At 61.4% G+C, this 19,973-nt stretch carries 18 protein-coding genes; all 18 read right to left on the bottom strand.

The window, feature by feature from the left end; all coding sequences use genetic code 11:
* Window positions 1–60: 60 nt before the first annotated feature.
* The 18 genes from atpG to OKW28_RS40750 all read right to left on the bottom strand — a co-directional run bounded on the left by atpG (window position 61) and on the right by OKW28_RS40750 (window position 19,908).
* Window positions 61–945 carry a F0F1 ATP synthase subunit gamma gene (gene atpG / locus OKW28_RS40835; RefSeq protein WP_429453830.1) on the bottom strand — a complete coding sequence of 295 codons (885 nt, stop codon included), beginning with the start codon at window positions 943–945 and terminating at the stop codon, window positions 61–63.
* A 140-nt stretch (window positions 946–1,085) separates the two neighbouring features.
* A complete protein-coding gene (gene atpA, locus OKW28_RS40830) occupies window positions 1,086–2,627 on the bottom strand; it encodes a F0F1 ATP synthase subunit alpha (RefSeq protein ID WP_184036907.1) in 1,542 nt (513 codons plus the stop codon).
* 56 nt (window positions 2,628–2,683) lie between these two features.
* Window positions 2,684–3,223, bottom strand: coding sequence for a F0F1 ATP synthase subunit delta (locus OKW28_RS40825; RefSeq protein WP_429453828.1), 540 nt, complete (start codon window positions 3,221–3,223; stop codon window positions 2,684–2,686).
* Between the two features lie 2 nt (window positions 3,224–3,225).
* Window positions 3,226–3,696 (bottom strand): F0F1 ATP synthase subunit B, encoded by a 471-nt coding sequence (locus OKW28_RS40820; protein ID WP_429453826.1) that lies wholly within the window; start codon window positions 3,694–3,696, stop codon window positions 3,226–3,228.
* A 136-nt stretch (window positions 3,697–3,832) separates the two neighbouring features.
* Entirely contained in the window at window positions 3,833–4,102 is a 270-nt protein-coding gene (gene atpE, locus OKW28_RS40815; RefSeq protein WP_007180033.1) for a F0F1 ATP synthase subunit C, read from the bottom strand.
* Between the two features lie 81 nt (window positions 4,103–4,183).
* The gene (gene atpB, locus OKW28_RS40810; RefSeq protein WP_429453824.1) at window positions 4,184–5,035 is read right to left on the bottom strand and encodes a F0F1 ATP synthase subunit A; all 852 of its coding nucleotides are present in this window, start codon (window positions 5,033–5,035) and stop codon (window positions 4,184–4,186) included.
* A 165-nt stretch (window positions 5,036–5,200) separates the two neighbouring features.
* The gene (locus OKW28_RS40805; protein WP_429453822.1) at window positions 5,201–5,746 is read right to left on the bottom strand and encodes an ATP synthase subunit I; all 546 of its coding nucleotides are present in this window, start codon (window positions 5,744–5,746) and stop codon (window positions 5,201–5,203) included.
* Window positions 5,747–6,324: 578 nt separating this feature from the next.
* Window positions 6,325–7,212: a ParB/RepB/Spo0J family partition protein gene (locus tag OKW28_RS40800; protein WP_429453820.1), complete on the bottom strand. Its 888-nt coding sequence runs from the start codon at window positions 7,210–7,212 to the stop codon at window positions 6,325–6,327.
* Between the two features lie 18 nt (window positions 7,213–7,230).
* On the bottom strand, window positions 7,231–8,022 hold the full coding sequence (locus OKW28_RS40795; protein WP_429453818.1) for a ParA family protein: 792 nt from the start codon (window positions 8,020–8,022) through the stop codon (window positions 7,231–7,233).
* A gap of 71 nt (window positions 8,023–8,093) precedes the next feature.
* A complete protein-coding gene (gene rsmG, locus OKW28_RS40790) occupies window positions 8,094–8,777 on the bottom strand; it encodes a 16S rRNA (guanine(527)-N(7))-methyltransferase RsmG (RefSeq protein WP_429453816.1) in 684 nt (227 codons plus the stop codon).
* Entirely contained in the window at window positions 8,774–10,732 is a 1,959-nt protein-coding gene (gene mnmG / locus OKW28_RS40785) for a tRNA uridine-5-carboxymethylaminomethyl(34) synthesis enzyme MnmG (protein WP_429453814.1), read from the bottom strand. The genes rsmG and mnmG overlap by 4 nt, the downstream gene beginning before the upstream one ends.
* A gap of 175 nt (window positions 10,733–10,907) precedes the next feature.
* The gene (locus OKW28_RS40780) at window positions 10,908–11,684 is read right to left on the bottom strand and encodes an ABC transporter ATP-binding protein (RefSeq protein WP_429453812.1); all 777 of its coding nucleotides are present in this window, start codon (window positions 11,682–11,684) and stop codon (window positions 10,908–10,910) included.
* A complete protein-coding gene (locus OKW28_RS40775) occupies window positions 11,684–13,468 on the bottom strand; it encodes an ATP-binding cassette domain-containing protein (protein ID WP_184051700.1) in 1,785 nt (594 codons plus the stop codon). The genes OKW28_RS40780 and OKW28_RS40775 overlap by 1 nt, the downstream gene beginning before the upstream one ends.
* Before the next feature lie 4 nt (window positions 13,469–13,472).
* Complete coding sequence (locus tag OKW28_RS40770) at window positions 13,473–14,528, bottom strand: branched-chain amino acid ABC transporter permease (protein WP_429453810.1); 1,056 nt, start codon at window positions 14,526–14,528, stop codon at window positions 13,473–13,475.
* A 219-nt stretch (window positions 14,529–14,747) separates the two neighbouring features.
* Entirely contained in the window at window positions 14,748–15,908 is a 1,161-nt protein-coding gene (locus OKW28_RS40765; RefSeq protein ID WP_429453808.1) for an ABC transporter substrate-binding protein, read from the bottom strand.
* A 419-nt stretch (window positions 15,909–16,327) separates the two neighbouring features.
* Window positions 16,328–17,494, bottom strand: a complete 1,167-nt coding sequence (locus tag OKW28_RS40760; protein ID WP_429453806.1) for an ABC transporter substrate-binding protein — start codon at window positions 17,492–17,494, stop codon at window positions 16,328–16,330.
* 558 nt (window positions 17,495–18,052) lie between these two features.
* On the bottom strand, window positions 18,053–19,024 hold the full coding sequence (locus OKW28_RS40755; protein WP_429454627.1) for a branched-chain amino acid ABC transporter permease: 972 nt from the start codon (window positions 19,022–19,024) through the stop codon (window positions 18,053–18,055).
* Window positions 19,024–19,908 carry a branched-chain amino acid ABC transporter permease gene (locus OKW28_RS40750; RefSeq protein WP_429453804.1) on the bottom strand — a complete coding sequence of 295 codons (885 nt, stop codon included), beginning with the start codon at window positions 19,906–19,908 and terminating at the stop codon, window positions 19,024–19,026. The genes OKW28_RS40755 and OKW28_RS40750 overlap by 1 nt, the downstream gene beginning before the upstream one ends.
* Window positions 19,909–19,973 lie beyond the last annotated feature (65 nt).

Here is a 19,973-nt window from a genome sequence, read left to right as displayed (position 1 = left end):
CGCAGTTTCTCCGATGGGCGCGCCGCTCGGGCGCACACGCAACGACCTGCCTGACCGGGGTCAGACGGCCGCCGCTCCACCGACGATTTCCGACAGTTCTTTCGTGATCGCGGCCTGACGGCTCTTGTTGTAGACGAGCTGCAGATCGTTGATGACCGTCTTCGCGTTGTCCGAAGCGGCTTTCATCGCGACCATGCGGGCCGACTGCTCCGATGCCATGTTTTCCGCGACGGCCTGATAGACCAGCGCTTCGACATAACGCACCAGCAGTTCGTCCACCACTGCCTGCGCATCCGGCTCGTAGATGTAGTCCCACTGCGTGCTCGGCGTCGTACCCTCTTCTTCCGTGCGCTCGAACTGGTCCGCCGACAATGGCAGCAGCTGCTCGATCACCGGCTCCTGCTTCATCGTGTTGACGAAGCGCGTGTACGCGAGGTACACCGCCGAAATCTTCCCTTCCGAGTACAGGTCGAGCTGCACCTTCACAGCGCCGATCAGTTTTTCCAGATGCGGCGTATCGCCCAGTTGCACGACGTTCGACACGACTTTCGCCTGCAGTCGGTTCAGGAAGCCCAGACCCCTGCTGCCGATCGCGGTTGCCTCGATCGTCTTGCCCTGGCCTTCCAGTTCCTTGAATTTCTGCAGCGACGCACGCAGCACGTTGGTGTTCATCCCCCCGCACAGACCTTTATCAGTCGTGACGAGGATGATGCCGGCCGCCTTCGCGCCTTCGTTCGACACCATGAACGGGTGACGATACTCCGGGTTCGCACGGCTCATGTGCGCGGCGATATCGCGGACCTTGTCGGCATACGGGCGAGCAGCGCGCATGCGCTCCTGAGCGCGGCGCATCTTCGATGCGGCCACCATCTCCATCGCTTTCGTGATCTTGCGCGTGTTTTGCACGCTCTTGATCTTGCCGCGAATTTCCTTCATTCCAGCCATTGCTTGCTCCTTTGTCGGCCCGAGTTAGCTCTTTAGCGCTTACTCGGGTCCCATGCAATGCGGCCGAAGTAGCGCGGGAGCATTCGCATGCGGCCCGCGCCGCTTCAAGGTCCGTTTATGCCTTGCGGATCACTCGCGGATCAATAAGCGCCGGACTTCTTGAAGTCCTTGACGGCCGTGTGCAGCAGGCCTTCGTCGTCCTTCGAGAGTTCCTTGGTATCTTCGATACGCTTGACCAGGTCAGCATGGCTCGACTTCAGGTGGTCGCGCAAGCCCTTTTCGAACGGCAGGACTTGAGCAACTTCGAGGTCGTCGAGATAGCCGTTGTTCGCCGCGAACAGCGACACAGCCAGTTCCCACACTTGCAGCGGCTGATACTGCGGCTGCTTCAGCAGTTCCGTCACGCGGCGGCCGCGCTCGAGCTGCTTGCGGGTCGCTTCGTCGAGGTCCGATGCGAACTGCGCGAACGCAGCGAGTTCGCGGTACTGCGCGAGGTCTGTACGGATACCGCCCGACAGCTTCTTCACGACCTTCGTTTGAGCCGCGCCACCCACACGCGACACCGACACGCCAGCGTTAATTGCCGGGCGGATACCTGCGTTGAAGAGGTCGGTTTCAAGGAAGATCTGGCCGTCGGTAATCGAGATCACGTTCGTCGGAACGAATGCGGTCACGTCGCCTGCCTGCGTTTCGATGACCGGCAGTGCCGTCAGCGAACCGCTCCTGCCCTTCACTTCACCGTTGGTGAACTTCTCGACGTACTCTTCCGAGACGCGAGCAGCACGCTCGAGCAGACGCGAGTGCAGATAGAACACGTCACCCGGATAAGCTTCACGGCCCGGCGGGCGGCGCAGCAGCAGCGAGATCTGACGGTATGCCCAAGCCTGCTTGGTCAAGTCGTCGTAAACGATCAGCGCGTCCTGGCCGCGATCGCGGAAGTATTCGCCCATCGTGCAGCCGGCGTACGGCGCGAGGTATTGCATCGCGGCCGATTCCGAAGCCGAAGCGGACACGACGATCGTGTATTCCAGCGCGCCGGTTTCTTCCAGCTTGCGCACCACGTTCATGATCGACGAAGCCTTCTGGCCGATCGCGACGTAGATACAGAAGAGGTTCTTGCCCTTCTGGTTGATGATCGCGTCGACTGCGACTGCGGTCTTGCCGCACTGGCGGTCGCCGATGATCAGCTCACGCTGGCCACGGCCGATCGGCACCATCGCGTCGATCGACTTCAGACCGGTCTGGACCGGTTCCGAAACCGACTTACGCCAGATCACGCCCGGAGCAATCTTTTCGATTGCATCGGTCTTCTTCGCGTTGATCGGGCCTTTGCCGTCGATCGGGTTGCCGAGTGTGTCGACCACGCGGCCGAGCAGTTCCGGACCCACCGGCACTTCCAGAATGCGGCCCGTCGTCTTGACGATGTCGCCTTCCGAAATGTGTTCGTATTCACCCAGAATCACGGCGCCGACCGAGTCGCGCTCGAGGTTCAGCGCGAGACCGAAGGTGTTGCCCGGGAATTCGAGCATTTCGCCCTGCATCACTTCCGACAGGCCGTGGATGCGCACGATACCGTCGGTCACGGAGATCACGGTGCCCTGGTTGCGAACGTCTGCGCTCGCTTCAAGGCCCTGGATCCGGCTCTTGATCAGCTCGCTGATCTCAGAGGGATTGAGTTGCATTATTCGCTCCTGATAGTCAATTCTGTTGCGTGCCAGCCGCTAAAACGCGAAGCGCTTCAGGCCGTCAGGGCCGTTTGCATGCTGGCGAGCCGCGCGCGGACCGAGGTATCGAGCACTTCGTCGCCGACCGTCACGCGTACGCCGCCGATCAGCGAGTGATCGACTTCGACCGTCGGCTTCAGCTTGCGCTTGAACTTGTGTTCGAGGCTTGCGACGAGTTCGTTCAACTGCGCACCTTCGAACGGGAATGCGCTGACGATCAGCACATCTGCTGCCCCTTCGCGGGCGTTCTTCAACTCTTCGAACTGCGAGGCTATTTCCGGCAGCAGCTGCAGGCGATGGTTGTCCACCAGCATCTGCACCAGATTCTTCGCTTGCGCGTTGTCCTTGAGCGGCGACTTGACCGCAGCCAGCAGCAGATCGCTAACCTGGGCGCGGCTCACTTTCGGGCTCGAGGCGATCGACAGCACTTCGGGCAGACGCGCAACCTGTGCCAGCTCCTGCACGAGCGTGGACCAGGCGGCGATGTCACCAGCTTCGGCCACGCCAAACAGCGCTTCCGCGTACGGACGGGCGATGGTTGCAAGTTCGGCCATGATCAGAGCTCTGCTTTCAGTTGATTCAGCAGGTCAGCATGAGCTGCCTGGTCGACTTCGCGCTTCAGGATCTGTTCAGCGCCCTTCACAGCGAGTGCAGCGACTTCGCCACGCAGCGCTTCGCGCGCCTTCACGACTTGCTGGTCCGCGTCGGCCTTCGCCTGCGCAATGATGCGGGCGGCTTCCGACTGCGCCTGAGCCTTGATTTCGTCGGCGACTGCGACTGCGCGCTTTTCAGCGTCGGCGATGCGTTGCTGGCCGTCGTTGCGAGCCTGAGCCAGTTCCTGGTCGACGCGCTTGTGAGCGGCTTCGAGTTCCTGCTTGCCCTTTTCCGCGGCGGACAGACCGTCGGCGATCTTCTTCGCGCGCTCGTCGATGGCGTTGATCAGTGGCGGCCACACGAATTTCATCGTGAACCACGCGAGGATCAGGAACACGACCATTTGCGCAAACAGGGTTGCGTTGAGATTCACGGTGTTTCCTTAAACGTTGCTAGTTCGGAAAGTGAAACGGCAAGGCGCTCATCGATTCTGCTCGATCAGCGCCCCAGTACCCGTTCCGCCCTGCGCCTTTACCTGTTATAGCTCAGGCGCAAACCTCCGAGGAACCTCAGCCTGCCAGCTTCGAGAGCAGGGGGTTCGCGAACGCAAACAGCATTGCCACACCAACGCCAATCAGGAACGCCGCATCGATCAGACCAGCCAGCAGGAACATCTTGGTTTGCAGCGGGTTCATCAGTTCCGGTTGACGGGCGCATGCTTCGATGTACTTGCCGCCCATCAGACCGATACCGATACAGGCGCCGATAGCACCCAGGCCGATGATGATGCCGATACCGATGGCGGTCAGACCCTGGATGTTGGCGATGAAAGCTTGCATGATCACTCCTTTGTGAAAAGTCTTTTAGAACTGGTTGGAACTGGGATTTAAAAAACTACGATTCTTTGCCGACAACGCAGGTTAGTGCGTGTCGTGTGCCTGGCCGATGTACACCAGCGTCAGCATCATAAAAATGAACGCCTGCAGCAGAACGATCAGGATGTGGAAGATCGACCACACTGTGCCGGCGACCACGTGGCCGATGAAGCCAAGCACCGTCGTGTCCGCGCCGAAGCTCCAGATGCTGCCGAGCAGGGCAATCAGCAGGAACAACAGTTCGCCCGCGTACATGTTGCCGAACAACCGCATGCCGAGCGAGACCGTCTTCGCGACGAACTCGATGATGTTCAGTGCCAGGTTCGGGATCCACAGCAGCGGATGCGCGCCGAACGGAGCGGACAGCAGTTCATGCACGAAGCCGCCAGCGCCCTTGATCTTGAAGTTGTAGTAAATCATCAGCACGAACACGCCGAGCGCGATGCCGATCGTGCCATTCAGGTCGGCGGTCGGCACGAGGCGGTGATGCGGGATGACTTCGGAGAGTCCCAGCCAGCCGATCACGCGGCCCGGCAGGTCGACTGGAATGAAGTCGAGTGAGTTCATTAGCGCGACCCAGACGAACACGGTCAGCGCGAGCGGCGCGATGAAGGTGCGCGAGCCGTGGATCATGGCCTTCGATTGATCCTCGACCATTTCGACCAGCATTTCGATCGCGCATTGGAAGCGACCCGGCACGCCGGCCGTTGCCTTGCGGGCTGCCAGATGCAGCACGAAAATCGTGACGAGGCCGCACACGATCGACCAGAAAAGGGTGTCGAGATTCCACACATGGATGTCGAAAATCGACGTCTGGTGTGCGGTGGAAAAGTTCTGCAAGTGGTGCGCGATGTACTCGGACGGATCCATTGCGCGCGTGCCTTCGCTAGCTGCCATATCGTTAAAGCCACCCAAATTGTCGAAAATCGTTCGAGGCCGCTCCCGCCGGAATACTGTGTCGCGGGAACGCGCCGGGTGCGGGCCCTGTCTCACCCGCACACCCATGCCGGCGCTACGCGCCGGCCTTAAATTCTTTTTGCTGCTGTTTTTTGTGCTGCTACCTTAGCGCCACGCCAAGGCGATCCAGTAAGTCTTCAGCGCGATGAGGTAGGTCACGAGCAGCGGAATCCAGCGTACGTCGTGATACCAGAAGGCGATTGCGACAAACATCGCAATCGTTGTCCCCATCTTGAGTGCTTCGCCGATCATCCAGCTCATCACGGTCTCGGCGCCGCCCTGCTTTTTCAGTCGTGCCGCGAACAACGCGCTCGGCACCCAGCAGATCGCCCCTCCGAGGAACGCGGACAGCGCAGCAGCGCCCGGCGGCTTGTAGAACAGCCACCACAACAGCGTTGCGACCAGGGACAAAACCATTTGCGCTGCGACGACCCTGAACGGCGTTACGCGCGATGGACGACCCACGCCGGGACCAAACAGCTTTTCCGCCTCGGCCCGCGTGAGCGGAACGATATTGTTATCATCCTGCGCGTCATCCCACGCTTCGGCCGGATCGAACTGCCGACTGGAGGACATCTCGGGTGCGGAGCGTTCAGCGCGGTGTCTGTCGTCACCATTCTCCGGCGACAGATTCGACGTTTTGACCGCCATCGCAATGTTCCGAAAGTCTCGTTCAGCCCGCGAGTTTACGCAGCAGCTAACGGGGTTGCCGTGCAATTAAATCCGGGCGATTGTAAGCGATAGTTGCAGGCAATTCAAGACTTTAGGCCAGCCTATAACCGCGTGAAACTTCCCTTCACGATGCGGTAAAACGTACGCTAACGATGCGAAACACGTCAAATGTAAGGCGGGCGGGGGGCGGCAAAACCCGCGCGGGTGGTCGCGTGGATCGAAGCTCGTTGGCAGTGCGTTCCGACGCAGCGGCGGACGTCTCGAAAATGCAACAAATGCCTCTTTTTTAAGGGCTGAACGGGATAGCTCTTCTAATGAGCGGAATCAGCCTCACCGCAAATTTCGATGATGATTGGGTCGCTTTTGATAGCGGCTCGTCAGGATGATTATCGCGTGAATGTGGAGCGTCTGAAGCTAGGATTCCTGATTATTCGTGCATCGGTTGTTTTGGAATCCACAATAGTCGATCTCGCACCGAGGTAGACCAACTCGCGGCAGTGCTCATGCACAGGCCGCCAGCCGTTCACCACCCTTGCCTGCTGAGCGCCAATCTGCGCTCAGACGTTCGCGTTCCCGCGCAAACGAACCAGAATGCCTTCCAGCGCGTCGAGATCGCCGAAGTCCACCAGCACCTGGCCGCGACCGCGTCGGCCGAGCTTGATTTTCACCGTAGCGGACAGCAGGTCCGACAGTTCCTCTTCCAGGCGTCGCGTGTCACGGCCGCCGTCCGGATTCGCGCGGGCCTTGGCCGCCGGCGTCACCTTCGTGGTCATCGCAACCAGTTTTTCCGTCTCGCGCACAGACAGGCGCTTGTTGACGACCTGGTTGGCCAGCGTGATCTGCGTCGCGGCATCGACGGCGAGCAGCGCGCGAGCGTGGCCCATGTCGAGATCGCCGGCGAGCAACATCGTCTGTACCGGTGTCGCAAGGTTCAGCAGACGCAGCAGGTTCGACACCGCGCTGCGCGAACGGCCCACCGACTCTGCCGCCTGCTCATGCGTGAAATTGAATTCGTCGAGCAGGCGCTGGATACCCTGGGCCTCTTCGAGGGGATTCAGATCCTCGCGCTGGATGTTTTCGATCAGCGCCATCGCCGCGGCGGCCTGGTCGGGCACGTCCTTCACAAGCACCGGCACCTCGTCGAGGCCCGCGAGCCGCGCCGCGCGAAAACGCCGCTCCCCCGCGATGATCTCATAGCGATCCGCCGCGATCGGACGCACGAGAATCGGCTGCATCAGCCCTTGCGCTCGGATGCTCGCCGCAAGCTCCTGCAGCGCGCCTTCGTCCATGCGGATGCGCGGCTGGTATTTGCCCGCCTGCATCTTGCCGAGCGGCAATACGTTCGGCGCGCCGTCGATCACCGCTGCCTCGGTGATATCGGCGGTGCCGCCGAGCAATGCCTCCAGACCGCGGCCCAGTCCCTTCTTTCTTGCTACTGCGTTCATCGTGCTTCCTCGATCCGCTTAGGATGCCTGGGGCGCGTCATTCAGCGCGCGCACCCGCTCAATCATTTCGACGCCGAACTGCACGTACGCCTGCGCGCCTCGCGACGCCCTGTCGAACACCACACCGGGCAGCCCGTAGCTGGGCGCCTCGGCCAATCGCACGTTGCGTGGAATCACCGCGTCGAAGACCTTGTCGCCGAAGTGCTCTTTCAATTGATCCGAGACTTGCTGTTGCAACGTAATGCGCGGATCGAACATGACGCGCAGCAGACCGATCACCTTGAGGTCGCGATTCAGATTCGCATGGACCTGCTTGATCGTGTTGACGAGGTCGGACAGCCCTTCGAGCGCGAAGTATTCGCACTGCATCGGAATGACGACGCCGTGCGCGGCGCATAGTCCGTTGAGCGTCAGCAGTGACAAAGCCGGCGGGCAATCGATCAGCACGAAATCGTACTCGCCCTCGACTCCGGCGAGCGCCGCCTTCAATTGACGCTCGCGATTCTGCATGCTGACGAGTTCGACCTCGGCGCCCGCGAGCTCACGGTTCGCGGGAAGCACGTCGTATCCGACCGCCTCGGGCCGTACGCGCGCATCGGCCACCGACACGTTGTCCACGAGCACCTCGTAGACCGTGTTCGCACATTCGGCCTTGTCGATACCGCTGCCCATCGTGGCGTTGCCTTGCGGGTCCAGATCGATGAGAAGGACTCGCTGTCCCTGCGCTGCCAGGCTCGCGGCCAGATTGACTGTGGTGGTCGTCTTGCCGACGCCGCCCTTCTGGTTCGCAACGCAGAAGATTTTTGCCATCGTTGGTGTGTCCCTTTTGCTGCTTGGATGAAGTGAAAATCGTTGAGGGTGCTTACAGGCCGAGGCGGCCGTCAGCTTTCGGGGTCCACTCGTACCTCGATCAGATGCCGCTCGGCGTCGAGCGACGGCACGTTCAGCCGGATGATCTGTTCCACGTGGGCGCCCGCCGGCAGACGCGCGATTTCGGCATCCGGCCGCATACCCTTCATCGCCCAAATTGCGCCCTGCTCCGCAACCAGATGACGGGCCAGTGTAACGAAATCCGAGAGTTCTGCGAACGCGCGCGAGACAATTACGTCGAACTTTGCCGGTACTTCGGCGCCAGGCCGCAGCGTCTCCACCCGACCGGTCACAACCGACAGGTCCGCGAGGCCCAGTTCCGCCTTCGCCTGCGACTGAAAGGCAGTCTTCTTATGGACGATGTCGTTCGTCGTGATGGTCCAATCGGGCAGCACGATCGCGAGCACGATGCCCGGCAGCCCCCCGCCCGAACCGACGTCGAGCACCGACGACGGCCCGCGCGGCGCCAGGTGCGGCACGATCGATAGCGAATCGAGAATGTGCTGGATTAGCATCTGCCTCGGATCGCGGATCGCTGTCAGGTTGTAGACATTGTTCCACTTCGCGAGCAGCGCGACGTAATCGAGCAGCTTGCGCTGCTGCGCGTCGCTGAGTTCGAGACGAAGTTCACCGACACCGTCCGCCAGCAATGACGCCAAGGCCTGCTGGTCAATTCCGCTCTGCGCTACCGTCATTGAACCACCGGCGTGCTGTCGGCGCCGGGCTCGGCGGACTTCGACGGACGACGCCCGAGGCCACGCTTCAGATGGACCATCAGCAGCGAGATGGCGGCAGGCGTGATACCGGAAATACGCGACGCCTGTCCGATCGTTTCCGGCCGGAACTGCATCAACTTCTGGCGAGCTTCGAACGACAGCCCACGCACCTCGGTGTAGTCCAGTCCTTCAGGCAGACGCGTGTTCTCTTGCGCCTCGTTGCGTTCGATCTCACCGGCCTGTCGGTCGATATAGCCCTGATATTTGACGCCGATTTCGATCTGTTCCTTGATTTGCGCGAGCAGCACGGGGTCTTCCGCAAGGGCCTCGGGCGCGCCACAAGTGCCGTCACGAAGCCCGCAGACGCCGTCGTAGCTGACGCCCGGACGACGCAGCAGGTCCGCGAGTCTGTATTCGTGGTCAATTGACTTGCCAAGCAAGGCGGTCGCCTCTTCTGCCGATAAGGTCTTAGGATTGACCCAGGTTGAACGCAAGCGCTGTGTTTCACGTGAAACAGCGTCCCGCTTGCGACTGAAGGCGTCCCAGCGGGCGTCATCGACCACGCCGAGTTCGTGCCCGATCTCCGTCAGCCGCATATCGGCGTTGTCTTCGCGCAAGCTGAGACGGTACTCCGCGCGGCTCGTGAACATCCGGTACGGCTCGGACACCCCGCGCGTGACTAGATCGTCCACGAGCACGCCGAGATAAGCCTGGTCGCGACGCGGACACCATGCTTCCTTGCCTTGCACGAACAGACCGGCGTTGATGCCGGCCAGAGTGCCCTGTGCAGCTGCCTCTTCGTAGCCGGTCGTACCGTTGATCTGTCCGGCGAAGAACAGGCCACTGATCACCTTCGTTTCTAGGGATGCCTTCAGGCCACGCGGATCGAAATAGTCGTACTCGATCGCGTAGCCCGGGCGCAGGATATGCGCATGCTCGAGGCCGCGCATCGAACGCACCAGCTCGAGCTGCACGTCGAAGGGCAGGCTCGTCGAGATCCCGTTCGGATAGAACTCGTTGGTCGTCAGACCTTCCGGCTCGAGATAGATCTGATGCGATTCCTTCGACGCAAACCGGTGAATCTTGTCCTCGATCGACGGGCAATAGCGTGGGCCCACCCCCTCGATCACGCCCGTGTACATTGGCGAACGATCGAGACCGCCGCGAATGATGTCATGTGTCCGTTGATTCGTATGCGTGACCCAGCACGGCACCTGGCGCGGGTGCTGCTCGACACGCCCGAGGAATGAGAACACCGGCACCGGGTCCAGATCGCCGGGCTGCTCTTCGAGCTGCGAATAGTCGATCGTGCGACCGTCGATTCGCGGTGGCGTACCAGTCTTAAGCCGGCCCTGCGGTAGCTTCAGCTCTTTCAACCGCGCCGACAGCGAAACCGCAGCCGGGTCGCCCGCGCGTCCGCCGGTGTAGTTGTTCAACCCCACGTGAATCTTGCCGTCGAGGAACGTGCCCGCGGTTAGCACCACCGCGCGCGACCGGAAACGAATACCCACTTGCGTGATGGCGCCGACTACGCGGTCGCCCTCCACCATCAGATCGTCGACGGCCTGCTGAAATAGCCAGAGGTTCGGCTGATTCTCTAGACGATGGCGGATCGCCGCTTTGTACAGCACGCGGTCAGCCTGAGCGCGCGTCGCGCGGACCGCCGGTCCTTTCGACGAATTCAGGACCCTAAACTGGATGCCGCTTTCGTCGGTAGCGGCCGCCATGGCGCCACCCAGCGCGTCGACCTCCTTGACCAGATGGCCTTTGCCAATGCCGCCAATCGACGGATTGCAGCTCATCTGACCAAGGGTCTCGATGTTATGGGTCAAAAGCAGCGTTTTGTTGCCCATGCGCGCCGACGCCAAAGCAGCTTCGGTGCCGGCATGACCGCCACCGACGACGATTACGTCAAATTCTGTGGGAAAAAGCATCGCGGGATCTCACGCCAGATCGTCGCGTGAGCCTTCAAAAGAAATGTATGGGCGAATTATAACGGGTTCAGTTTCGGCCCGAATTTCGTCCGAATGGTGAAACAATAAAAAAGCGGTGTGTTTCACGTGAAACACACCGCTTCCACAGACAGCGATCAGCGAAATAAGTGCGGGCTTATGCGACCTTTTTGGCAAGACCGAGATAGGTTTCGATCACCCGGGGATTTTGCGCGAGGTCGGTTGCCGGTCCTTCCAGCGCCAACTCGCCGGTTTCCAGCACGTAGCCGTAGTCCGAGATCTGCAATGCAGCGCGCGCATTCTGCTCGATCAGCAGCGTCGCGACGCCCGTCTGCCGCAACGCGCTGATGATGTGAAAGATTTCCTTCACGATCAGCGGCGCGAGACCGAGGCTCGGCTCATCCAGCATTAGCAGATCGGGCTTGCCCATCAGGGCGCGGCCAACCGCGAGCATCTGCCGCTCGCCGCCGGAAAGCGTGCCGGCCGCCTGCTTGCGCCGCTCCTTCAGCCGCGGAAACAGTTCGAACACCGGTTCCAGCTGATCGAGAAAGTTGCGCTCCCCTGCTCGCTTGCGCCGGTAGGCGCCAAGCAGCAGATTGTCCTCGACGGTCATCGAAGCGAAAAGCTCGCGCTTTTCCGGCACCAGGCACATACCAAGCGCAACGCGTTTTTCGACCGGCATCGCGCTGACGTCGTCGCCCTGATAGGAAACCGCGCCTTTCGCATGACCGGACGTCGGCAACGCGCCCATGATCGCATTCAGCAGCGTCGACTTTCCCGCGCCGTTCGGGCCGATCACGGAGACGATCTGCCCCGCCCGCACCTTGATCGCCGCATTGTGCAGCGCTTCAACCTTGCCGTAGCGGACGGACAATTGGCTCACTTCGAGAATCGGTCCCGCCGCCGCCACGCCGGTCGTTGTCATGTTGTCCATCATTCCACCCCACCCAGATACGCTTCGAGCACCGCCGGATCCTGCTGGACTTCCTGCGGCAGGCCCTCTGCGATCCGCGTGCCGAACTCCATCACCACGAGCCGGTCCGTCAAATTCATCACGAAATCCATATCGTGCTCGACGAGCAGCACGCTCATCCCTTCAGTCTTCAGTCTGCGCAGCAGTTCGGCGAGCTGAAGCTTTTCCTGATACCGGAGACCAGCGGCCGGTTCATCGAGCAATAGCAGAGTCGGATCGCAGCACAGGGCGCGCGCAATTTCGAGAATCCGCTGTTGACCAAGCGCCAGGCTGCCCGCTTCGTCATACATGTGCTGTTCGAGGCCGACGCGGCGAATCTGCCGAGCGGCTTCGGCCATCAACCGCTGCTCTTCGGAGCTGTTCAGCCGCACGACACTGCGCCACACGCCCGCATGCCCACGTAGATGCGCACCGATCGCGACGTTCTCGAGCACGGTCATACCCGGCAGCAGCTTCACGTGCTGGAACGTCCGGCCGATGCCGCGTTTGACGATTTCACGTGAACTCAGCGCATCGATGCGCTCGCCGCGGAATGTGATCTCGCCGCTTGTCGCCTGCAGCACACCGGTCACGAGATTGAAGGTCGTCGACTTGCCTGCGCCGTTCGGTCCGATCAGCCCGATGATCTGCCCTGCTTTGACCTCGAAGCTGACGTCGTTCACCGCGACGAGACCGCCGAACTGCTTGCGCGCCTTGTTCACCGTCAGCAGGTCTTCGCCGGTCTGTGGCTTGTTGCGCTGCGGCAGAGGATCCGCGTGATCTGCGAGATGCGCCCGCGGGCCGCGCGGGAAAAAGCGCGCGACGAACGGCCATACGCCCTGCCGCGCGTACTGCAGAAGCAGCACCATGATGATGCCGAACACGATCACTTCGAAGTTGCCGTTCTCGCCGAGCAGTTTTGGCAGCAGCGTCTGCAAATAATCCTGCAGCACGGTCAGGATCGCCGCGCCGAGCACCGCGCCCCAGACGTGCGAGACGCCGCCCACCACCGCCATGAACAGGAACTCGATGCCGTGATTCAGTCCAAACGGCGTCGGATTCACGGCGCGCTGCAAGTGCGCGTACAGAAAACCCGAGACCGACGCAAGCACCGCCGCATAGACGAAAATCACGACGCGCATCCAGCCGGTGTTGACGCCCATTGCCTCGGCCATCAGACCACCGCCGCGCAACGCGCGGATTGCGCGACCCGGCCGGCTATTAAGCAGATTCTGAACAGAGACGACCGCACCGAGCACGACCACCCAGATCAGGTAATAGATATGGCGGCCGGACTCAAGATTGATCCCGAAAACATTCAACACCGGGATGCCGTTGATGCCGTCGTACTTGCCGAGCATGTCGAGATTGCCGAACAGGTAGAAGAGCGCGAGCCCCCACGCAATCGTGCCGAGCGGCAGAAAGTGGCCGGATAGGCGCATCGTCACAAGACCGAGCATCAGCGCAACCAGCGCAGTGACGATCACGCCCGCGATCAGTGCGAGCCACGGCGACACGCCGAAGTTCGTCGTCAGATACGCGGTTGCATACGCGCCGATGCCAACGAACGCGGCCTGCCCGAAGCTCGTCATCCCGCCGATGCCGGTCAACAGCACAAGGCCGATCGCGACGATCGAATAGAGGCCGATGTAGTTCAGCAGCGTGACCCAGTACTCGGGTACATGGATCGGATGCGGCAGAACCGGCAAAGCGAACAGCACCACGAGGAACAACCAGAAGAACTTCTTTTGCATGATTCGTTTCATCGTGTCACTCCTCTTCCTCTTCGGCGTGCGGGCTCGCAAGACTGCGCCACAGCAGCACCGGGATGATTAACGTGAACACGATCACTTCCTTATAAGCACTAGCCCAGAACGACGAATACGACTCCAGCAGACCAACGAGAATCGAGCCGGCCGCCGCCAGCGGATAGCTGACCAGACCGCCGATGATCGCGCCCACGAAGCCCTTCAAACCGATCAGGAAGCCCGAGTCGTAGTAGATCGTCGTGAGCGGCGCGACGAGGATGCCGCACAGTGCGCCGAGCCCCGCCGCAAGCGTGAACGCGAGACGTCCCGCCTGCGTCGTGCCGATGCCGACAAGCCGTGCGCCGAGCCGGTTCACCGACGTCGCGCGCAATGCCTTGCCCGAGATCGAGCGATCGAAGTACAGATACAGCGCGCCGATCAGCACGACCGCGGTGCCGATTACCCACAGGCTCTGGCCGGAGATCGACAACGTGCCGATGTTTAACGTCGCATCGGAAAACGCGTTGGTGCGCGAGCCTTCGGCGCCGAACATCACAAGGCCGAGACCGACCATCACGAAATGCACGGCCACCGCGACGATCAACAGCAGCAGCGTGGTCGCCTCCGCGATCGGCTCGTAGGCAAGGCGATACACGAACGGACCCATCGGAATCACGATCAACAGCGTCAGTGCGATCTGCACGATCATCGGCAGCGGCTGCAGGAAGATGCCGCGCGTGAGCGCGTAGACCGCGATCGGAAACAGCAGGTACTTCCCCGCCAGCACGGGCAGCGTGCGCGCGGCATGACGACGCCGCCCAGCATGCCGCAACACGGCCGCCGTCTCGACGACGAAGCATGCCGCGCCCATCGCCATCAACAGCCAGCAGGTGGCCGGGAACTTCTGCGTTTGCAGTGCGGCGAGCGTCAACGCACCGTACGAAACGAACTCCCCTTGCGGGATGAAGATCACCCGCGTGACGGAGAACACCAGCACCAGCGCAAGCGCGAGCAGCGCGTAGATCGCGCCGGTCGTGATGCCATCCTGCGCGAGGATCGCCGCAATTGATAGATCCATACTTCCTCGTCCTGAAGCGTCGAAATCGAAAAACCGGGAAACAGTCGCGACGGCGCGGTGCGAAGCCGGCCATCGATCTGCATGTCTGAAAAGACAACCGCCGCGCCGGGACGCGGCGCGGCGGTCGATGCCATTGTCGTCGAACACAATGGCAATGCGGCCTCATGCACCGCAGATTGCGCGAGAGGCGCGTACCGCTGCTTGTTTTTCTAAATAGTCTTAGTTGTTCTGCAACTTCCACTTGCCGTCGACGATCTGCACGATCACGCGTGCGCGCTGGTCGAGGCCGTTGTGGTCGTTCGCAGTGGTGTTCATGATGCCGTGCGACACTGGCAGCTCCTTGATGTTTTCCAGCGCGTTGCGCAGCGCCACGCGGAACTCCGGCGTGCCCGGCTGGGCGGTCTTCAGCGCGACCGGAATCGCAGCCTGCAACATCTGGCCGGCATCCCATGCGTGGCCGCCGAAGGTCGCGACCGAACCCGCGCCATAAGCCTTCTCATAGGCGTTCTTATAGGCTTCCGACGACTTCTTCACCGGGTTCGAATCCGGCAATTGATCGACGACGAGAATCGGACCGGCCGGCAGCAGTTCGCCTTCGCAATCCTTGCCGCACACACGCAGGAAGTCGTTGTTCGCGACCCCGTGAGTCTGATAGATCTTGCCCTTGTAGCCACGCTCCTTCAGCGTCTTGGCCGGCAGCGCCGACGGCGTGCCCGAGCCCGCGATCAGCACCGCGTCGGGATTCGCGCCCATCGTCTTCAGCACCTGGCCCGTCACCGATGCATCGGTGCGGTTGAAGCGCTCGTTCGACACGATCTTCAGGTTGTGCGCTTTCGCGGCGGCGTCGAACGTCGTGTTCCAGCTGTCGCCGTATGCGTCCGAGAATCCGATGAAGCCGACCGTCTTCACGCCGTGATGCTGCATGTAATCGGCGATCGCTTCGGCCATCAGGCTGTCGTTCTGAGGCGGTTTGAATGCCCATGCGCGCTTCGCATCCATCGGCTGGATGATCGCGGCCGATGCCGCGAGCGAGATCACCGGCGTCTTGCCCTCAGCGGCCGGATCGAGCATCGCGAGCGAATTCGGCGTGACGGTCGAGCCGATGATCGCGTCGACGTGGTCTTCGTCGATCAGCTTGCGCGTGTTCTGCACGGCCTTGCTGGTGTCCGACCCGTCGTCGAGGATGATGTACTGCACGCTCTTGCCGCCGATCTCCTTCGGCAGCAACGCGATCGTGTTCTTTTCAGGAATCCCGAGCGACGCGGCCGGCCCCGTCGTCGACAACGTGACGCCGATCTTCACCTGCGCGAATGCAGCCCCCGCGCCGCACATCAGCGCCATCGCGATGCCGGTGCGTACCCAATGCCTTGTCTTTTTCATTGCGAGTCTCCAAACGCTTTGAAAAGCGCCTATCTGTAAACCGGCTTGCTGGGCCGGGTGTTTGAATCTAGTGAGCGGGTTCAGGTGTGCCAAGCATGGTTTTCCCTGCTCGGCGCGCATACCTTCCCCAGCTACGCTGGGTACCGCTCCTCTCGCGTCGCGCGAGTGCGCATTCGCGTCACACACCGCGTTTCTGTGCCGCGGCTTTATTCCAATCAGGCATCTCATAAACCACTAATATGTTAGTAGTTTGCGTTCTGCATTATCGACGGTCAAGAGAGCGTGCGCCAAATGCGGGTTTGTCCTGAAGCAGCGAAACCACATTTCTGCGCGATGCCGACACCCGGCCCGGGTAATAAAAAAGACGCGTCAACTGCACGCGTCTGTTTCGATGAGGTCCCGTGGCGCAGAGCCTTCGCTCAGTCGCCGGCGAGCTTCCACTTGCCGTCGACGATCTGCACCATCACGCGCGCCCGCTGATCGAGGCCGGCATGGTCGTTCGCGCTCATGTTGAAGATGCCGTGCGACGCGGGCAGATCTTTCGTGCCTTCGAGCGCGGCACGCAGCGCCTCGCGGAATGCCGGCGTGCCTGGCTGCCCCTTCTTCAACGCGAGCGGGATCGCATGCTGCAGCAGCAGACCCGCGTCCCATGCGTGACCGCCGAACGTCGACACCGACCCCGCGCCATACGCCGTTTCATACGCATGCTTGTACGCGAGCGCGCTTTTCTTCACCGGATTCGCCTTGGGAAGTTGCTCGGCGACCAGCAGTGGGCCAGCGGGCAGCCACGTGCCTTCGCAATCCTTGCCGCACACGCGCAGGAAGTCGTTGTTCGCGACGCCGTGCGTCTGATAGTACTTGCCCTTGTAGCCGCGCTCCTTCAGCGTTTTCTGCGGCAGCGCGGCCGGCGTGCCCGCACCGGCGATCAGCACCGCGTCCGGGTTCTGCGACATCATCTTCAGCACCTGGCCCGTGACCGATGCATCGTTGCGCGCGAAGCGCTCGTTCGCGACGATCTTGATCTTCGCGAAGTCAGCGGCTTTGCTGAATTCCTTGAACCAGCTCTCGCCGTACGCGTCGGAAAAGCCGATGAACGCGACCGTCTTCACGCCGTGATTGGCCATGTGCTGCGCAATCGCCGTGGCCATCAGAATGTCGTTTTGCGGCGTTTTGAAGACCCATCCACGCTTCGCGTCCATCGGCTCGACGATGCCCGCGGCCGCGGCCAGAGAGATCATCGGCGTCGAGGTTTCGGCAGCGATGTCGATCATGGCGAGCGAGTTCGGCACGACGGTCGAGCCGATCAGTGCATCGACGTGGTCTTCGCTAGTGAGCTTGCGGGCGTTCTTGACCGCCTGGGTGGAATCGGTTGCGTCGTCGAGGACGATGTAGTCGATCTTCTGGCCCGCCACTTCTTTCGGCAGCAGCGCGACCGTGTTCTTTTCCGGAATGCCGAGCGATGCGGCCGGTCCTGTTGCCGACACGGTGACGCCGATTTTCACGTCCGCGAATGCATGGCCGCTCCAAGCAGCCGAGACCCCGGTGGCAACCAATGCCGCGTTGATCCAACGCAATGCCGACTTCATCCTGCTCCTCTATTAATCCCGTTATTCAATTGCAATTAAATCCGCGGATTTAATTGCCAACCCAGTGGTCGGTGAATAGCGAGTGTAGCGGACGCAAGCGCCGTGCTGCAAGCGTTTCGCAGGCTTGTGATGTTTACCTGCAGCGGCTGGCGGAGAGTAAAAAATGGCGTGTGAAATAGCCGGGAGATCGCGTCAAAAAATTCGATAAACACAAATAAAAAAGCGCTGTTGGATATCGATCCAACAGCGCTTTCTTCTGGGCACTGAGTGCCTCACTTGTCTCCTCGTTCTCCACCTGCAAATTCGTGGTGCATCAGAACTGCATGAAGATTAAACGACCACCCCAACAGTCACAACTAGCAATTACCCTAGTGGTGCACTGCGGCACCGGATTGGGGCACGTAGGGCGCATTTCGTCACACGGTTTGCCACAGGTTCGCCCGAACCCATGATCCAGCGTACCTTCAGCACGAGCCGCAATTAGATCGGACGTCAAAGCAATTTCGTATCGCACCGCATCAAGCGAGCGACCACGCGGGCGGGATCAAACAGCCAATCTCAAGCCCGCAACGGTCGCACTCGCGCGACGATCTCACCGGCGATGCCGCGCCGGAACGCCAGCACACACGCGATGAAAATCAGCCCCGTGACGATCGTCACCGATTCGCCGAGCGAGCGGAACCAGTCGATGCCGGTCATCGACGCGAGTGCCGCGCCGATATCGCCGAGCCTGTCTTCGAGCGACACGATCAACGCGGCGCCGAGCAACGGCCCGAACAGCGTGCCCATGCCGCCCACCAGCGTCATCAGGATCACGAGGCCGGACATCGTCCAATAGGCATCGCTCAGCGTTTCGAAGCCCTGGACCAGCACCTTTAGCGAACCCGCGAGACCCGCAATGCCGGCCGACAGGATGAATGCGAGCAGCTTGAAACGGTCGGTGTCGTATCCGAGCGACACCGCGCGCGGCTCGTTTTCCTTGATCGCGACGAGCACCTGCCCGAACGGCGAATGCACGATCCGCACGATCAGCAGGAAAGCCGCGACGATCACCGCGAGCACGACGAAATATAGCGCGACGTCCGAAGAGAGATTGAGCACGCCGAACAGCTTGCCGCGCGGCACGCCTTGCAGACCGTCTTCCCCGTGCGTGAACGGCGCCTGCAGGAACACGAAGTAGACCATCTGCGCGAGCGCGAGCGTCACCATCGCGAAGTAGATACCCTGACGGCGAATCGCGAAGAAGCCGACGACCAGCCCAAGCAGCGTCGCCGCCGCGGTGCCGCTCAGCACGCCGAGCTCCGGCGAAAAGCCGAGCGTCTGCATCGCATAGCCGGTGACGTAACCGGCCGACGCGAGAAACATCGCATGACCAAAGGACAGCAAGCCCGTATAGCCGATCAGCAGATTGAAGGCGGCCGCGAACAGCGCGAAGCACAGCACCTTCATCACGAAGAGCGGATAGATGCCGAGCACCGGCACCGCGAGCAGCACGATCAGCAGCAGACCGTAGAGCACTTTTCTCTGCATCATTTTTCCCTGCCGAAAAGACCCGCCGGACGCACGAGCAGCACGAGCGCCATGATCACGAAGACGACGGTCGCCGACGCCTCGGGGTAGAACACACGCGTGAGTCCTTCGACTACGCCGAGCATCAGGCCGGTCAGAATCGAGCCCATGATCGAGCCCATGCCGCCGATCACGACCACCGCGAACACGGTGATGATCATCGACTGGCCCATCAGTGGCGAGACCTGAATCACCGGCGCGGCGAGCACGCCGGCAAACGCCGCGAGCGCGACGCCGAAGCCGTAGGTCAGCGTGATCATCAGCGGCACGTTGACGCCGAACGCCTCGACGAGCTTCGGGTTTTCGGTGCCCGCGCGCAGATACGCGCCAAGCCGCGTCTTCTCGATCACGAACCAGGTCGCAAAGCATACGAGGAGCGACGCGAGGACGACCCATGCGCGATAGTTCGGCAGATACATGAAGCCGAGATTGGTCGCGCCCGACAGCGCCGACGGCACGTCGTACGGCTGGCCCGACGAGCCGTAGATCGAATGGAACACGCCTTCGATCACCAGCGTGAGGCCAAACGTCAGCAACAGGCCATACAGATGATCGAGCTTGTAAAGCCAGCGCAGCATCGAGCGCTCGATCGCGACGCCGACCAGTCCGACGATCAGCGGCGCGAGCACGAGCATCACCCAGTACGGCAGATTGAAATACGACAGCCCCATCCACGCGAGCATCGCCCCGAGCATGAACAGCGCGCCATGCGCGAAGTTGATCACGTTGAGCAAGCCGAAAATAATCGCCAGCCCGAGGCTCAGAATCGCGTAGAACGAGCCGTTCACGAGCCCGAGCAGAAGCTGGCTCAGCATCGCCGGTAGCGGAACGCCAAAGATGTCCATTGAAGCCCTTAGCCCTTCAAGCCATCGTCAAGGTGAGATCGGTGACGCACGATCCGGCCGGCACG

Source organism: Paraburkholderia sp. 40 (assembly GCF_050434105.1).
In the GTDB taxonomy this organism is placed as follows: Bacteria; Pseudomonadota; Gammaproteobacteria; order Burkholderiales; family Burkholderiaceae; genus Paraburkholderia; species Paraburkholderia tuberum.
This window is presented reverse-complemented; position numbering and strand designations above follow the sequence as displayed.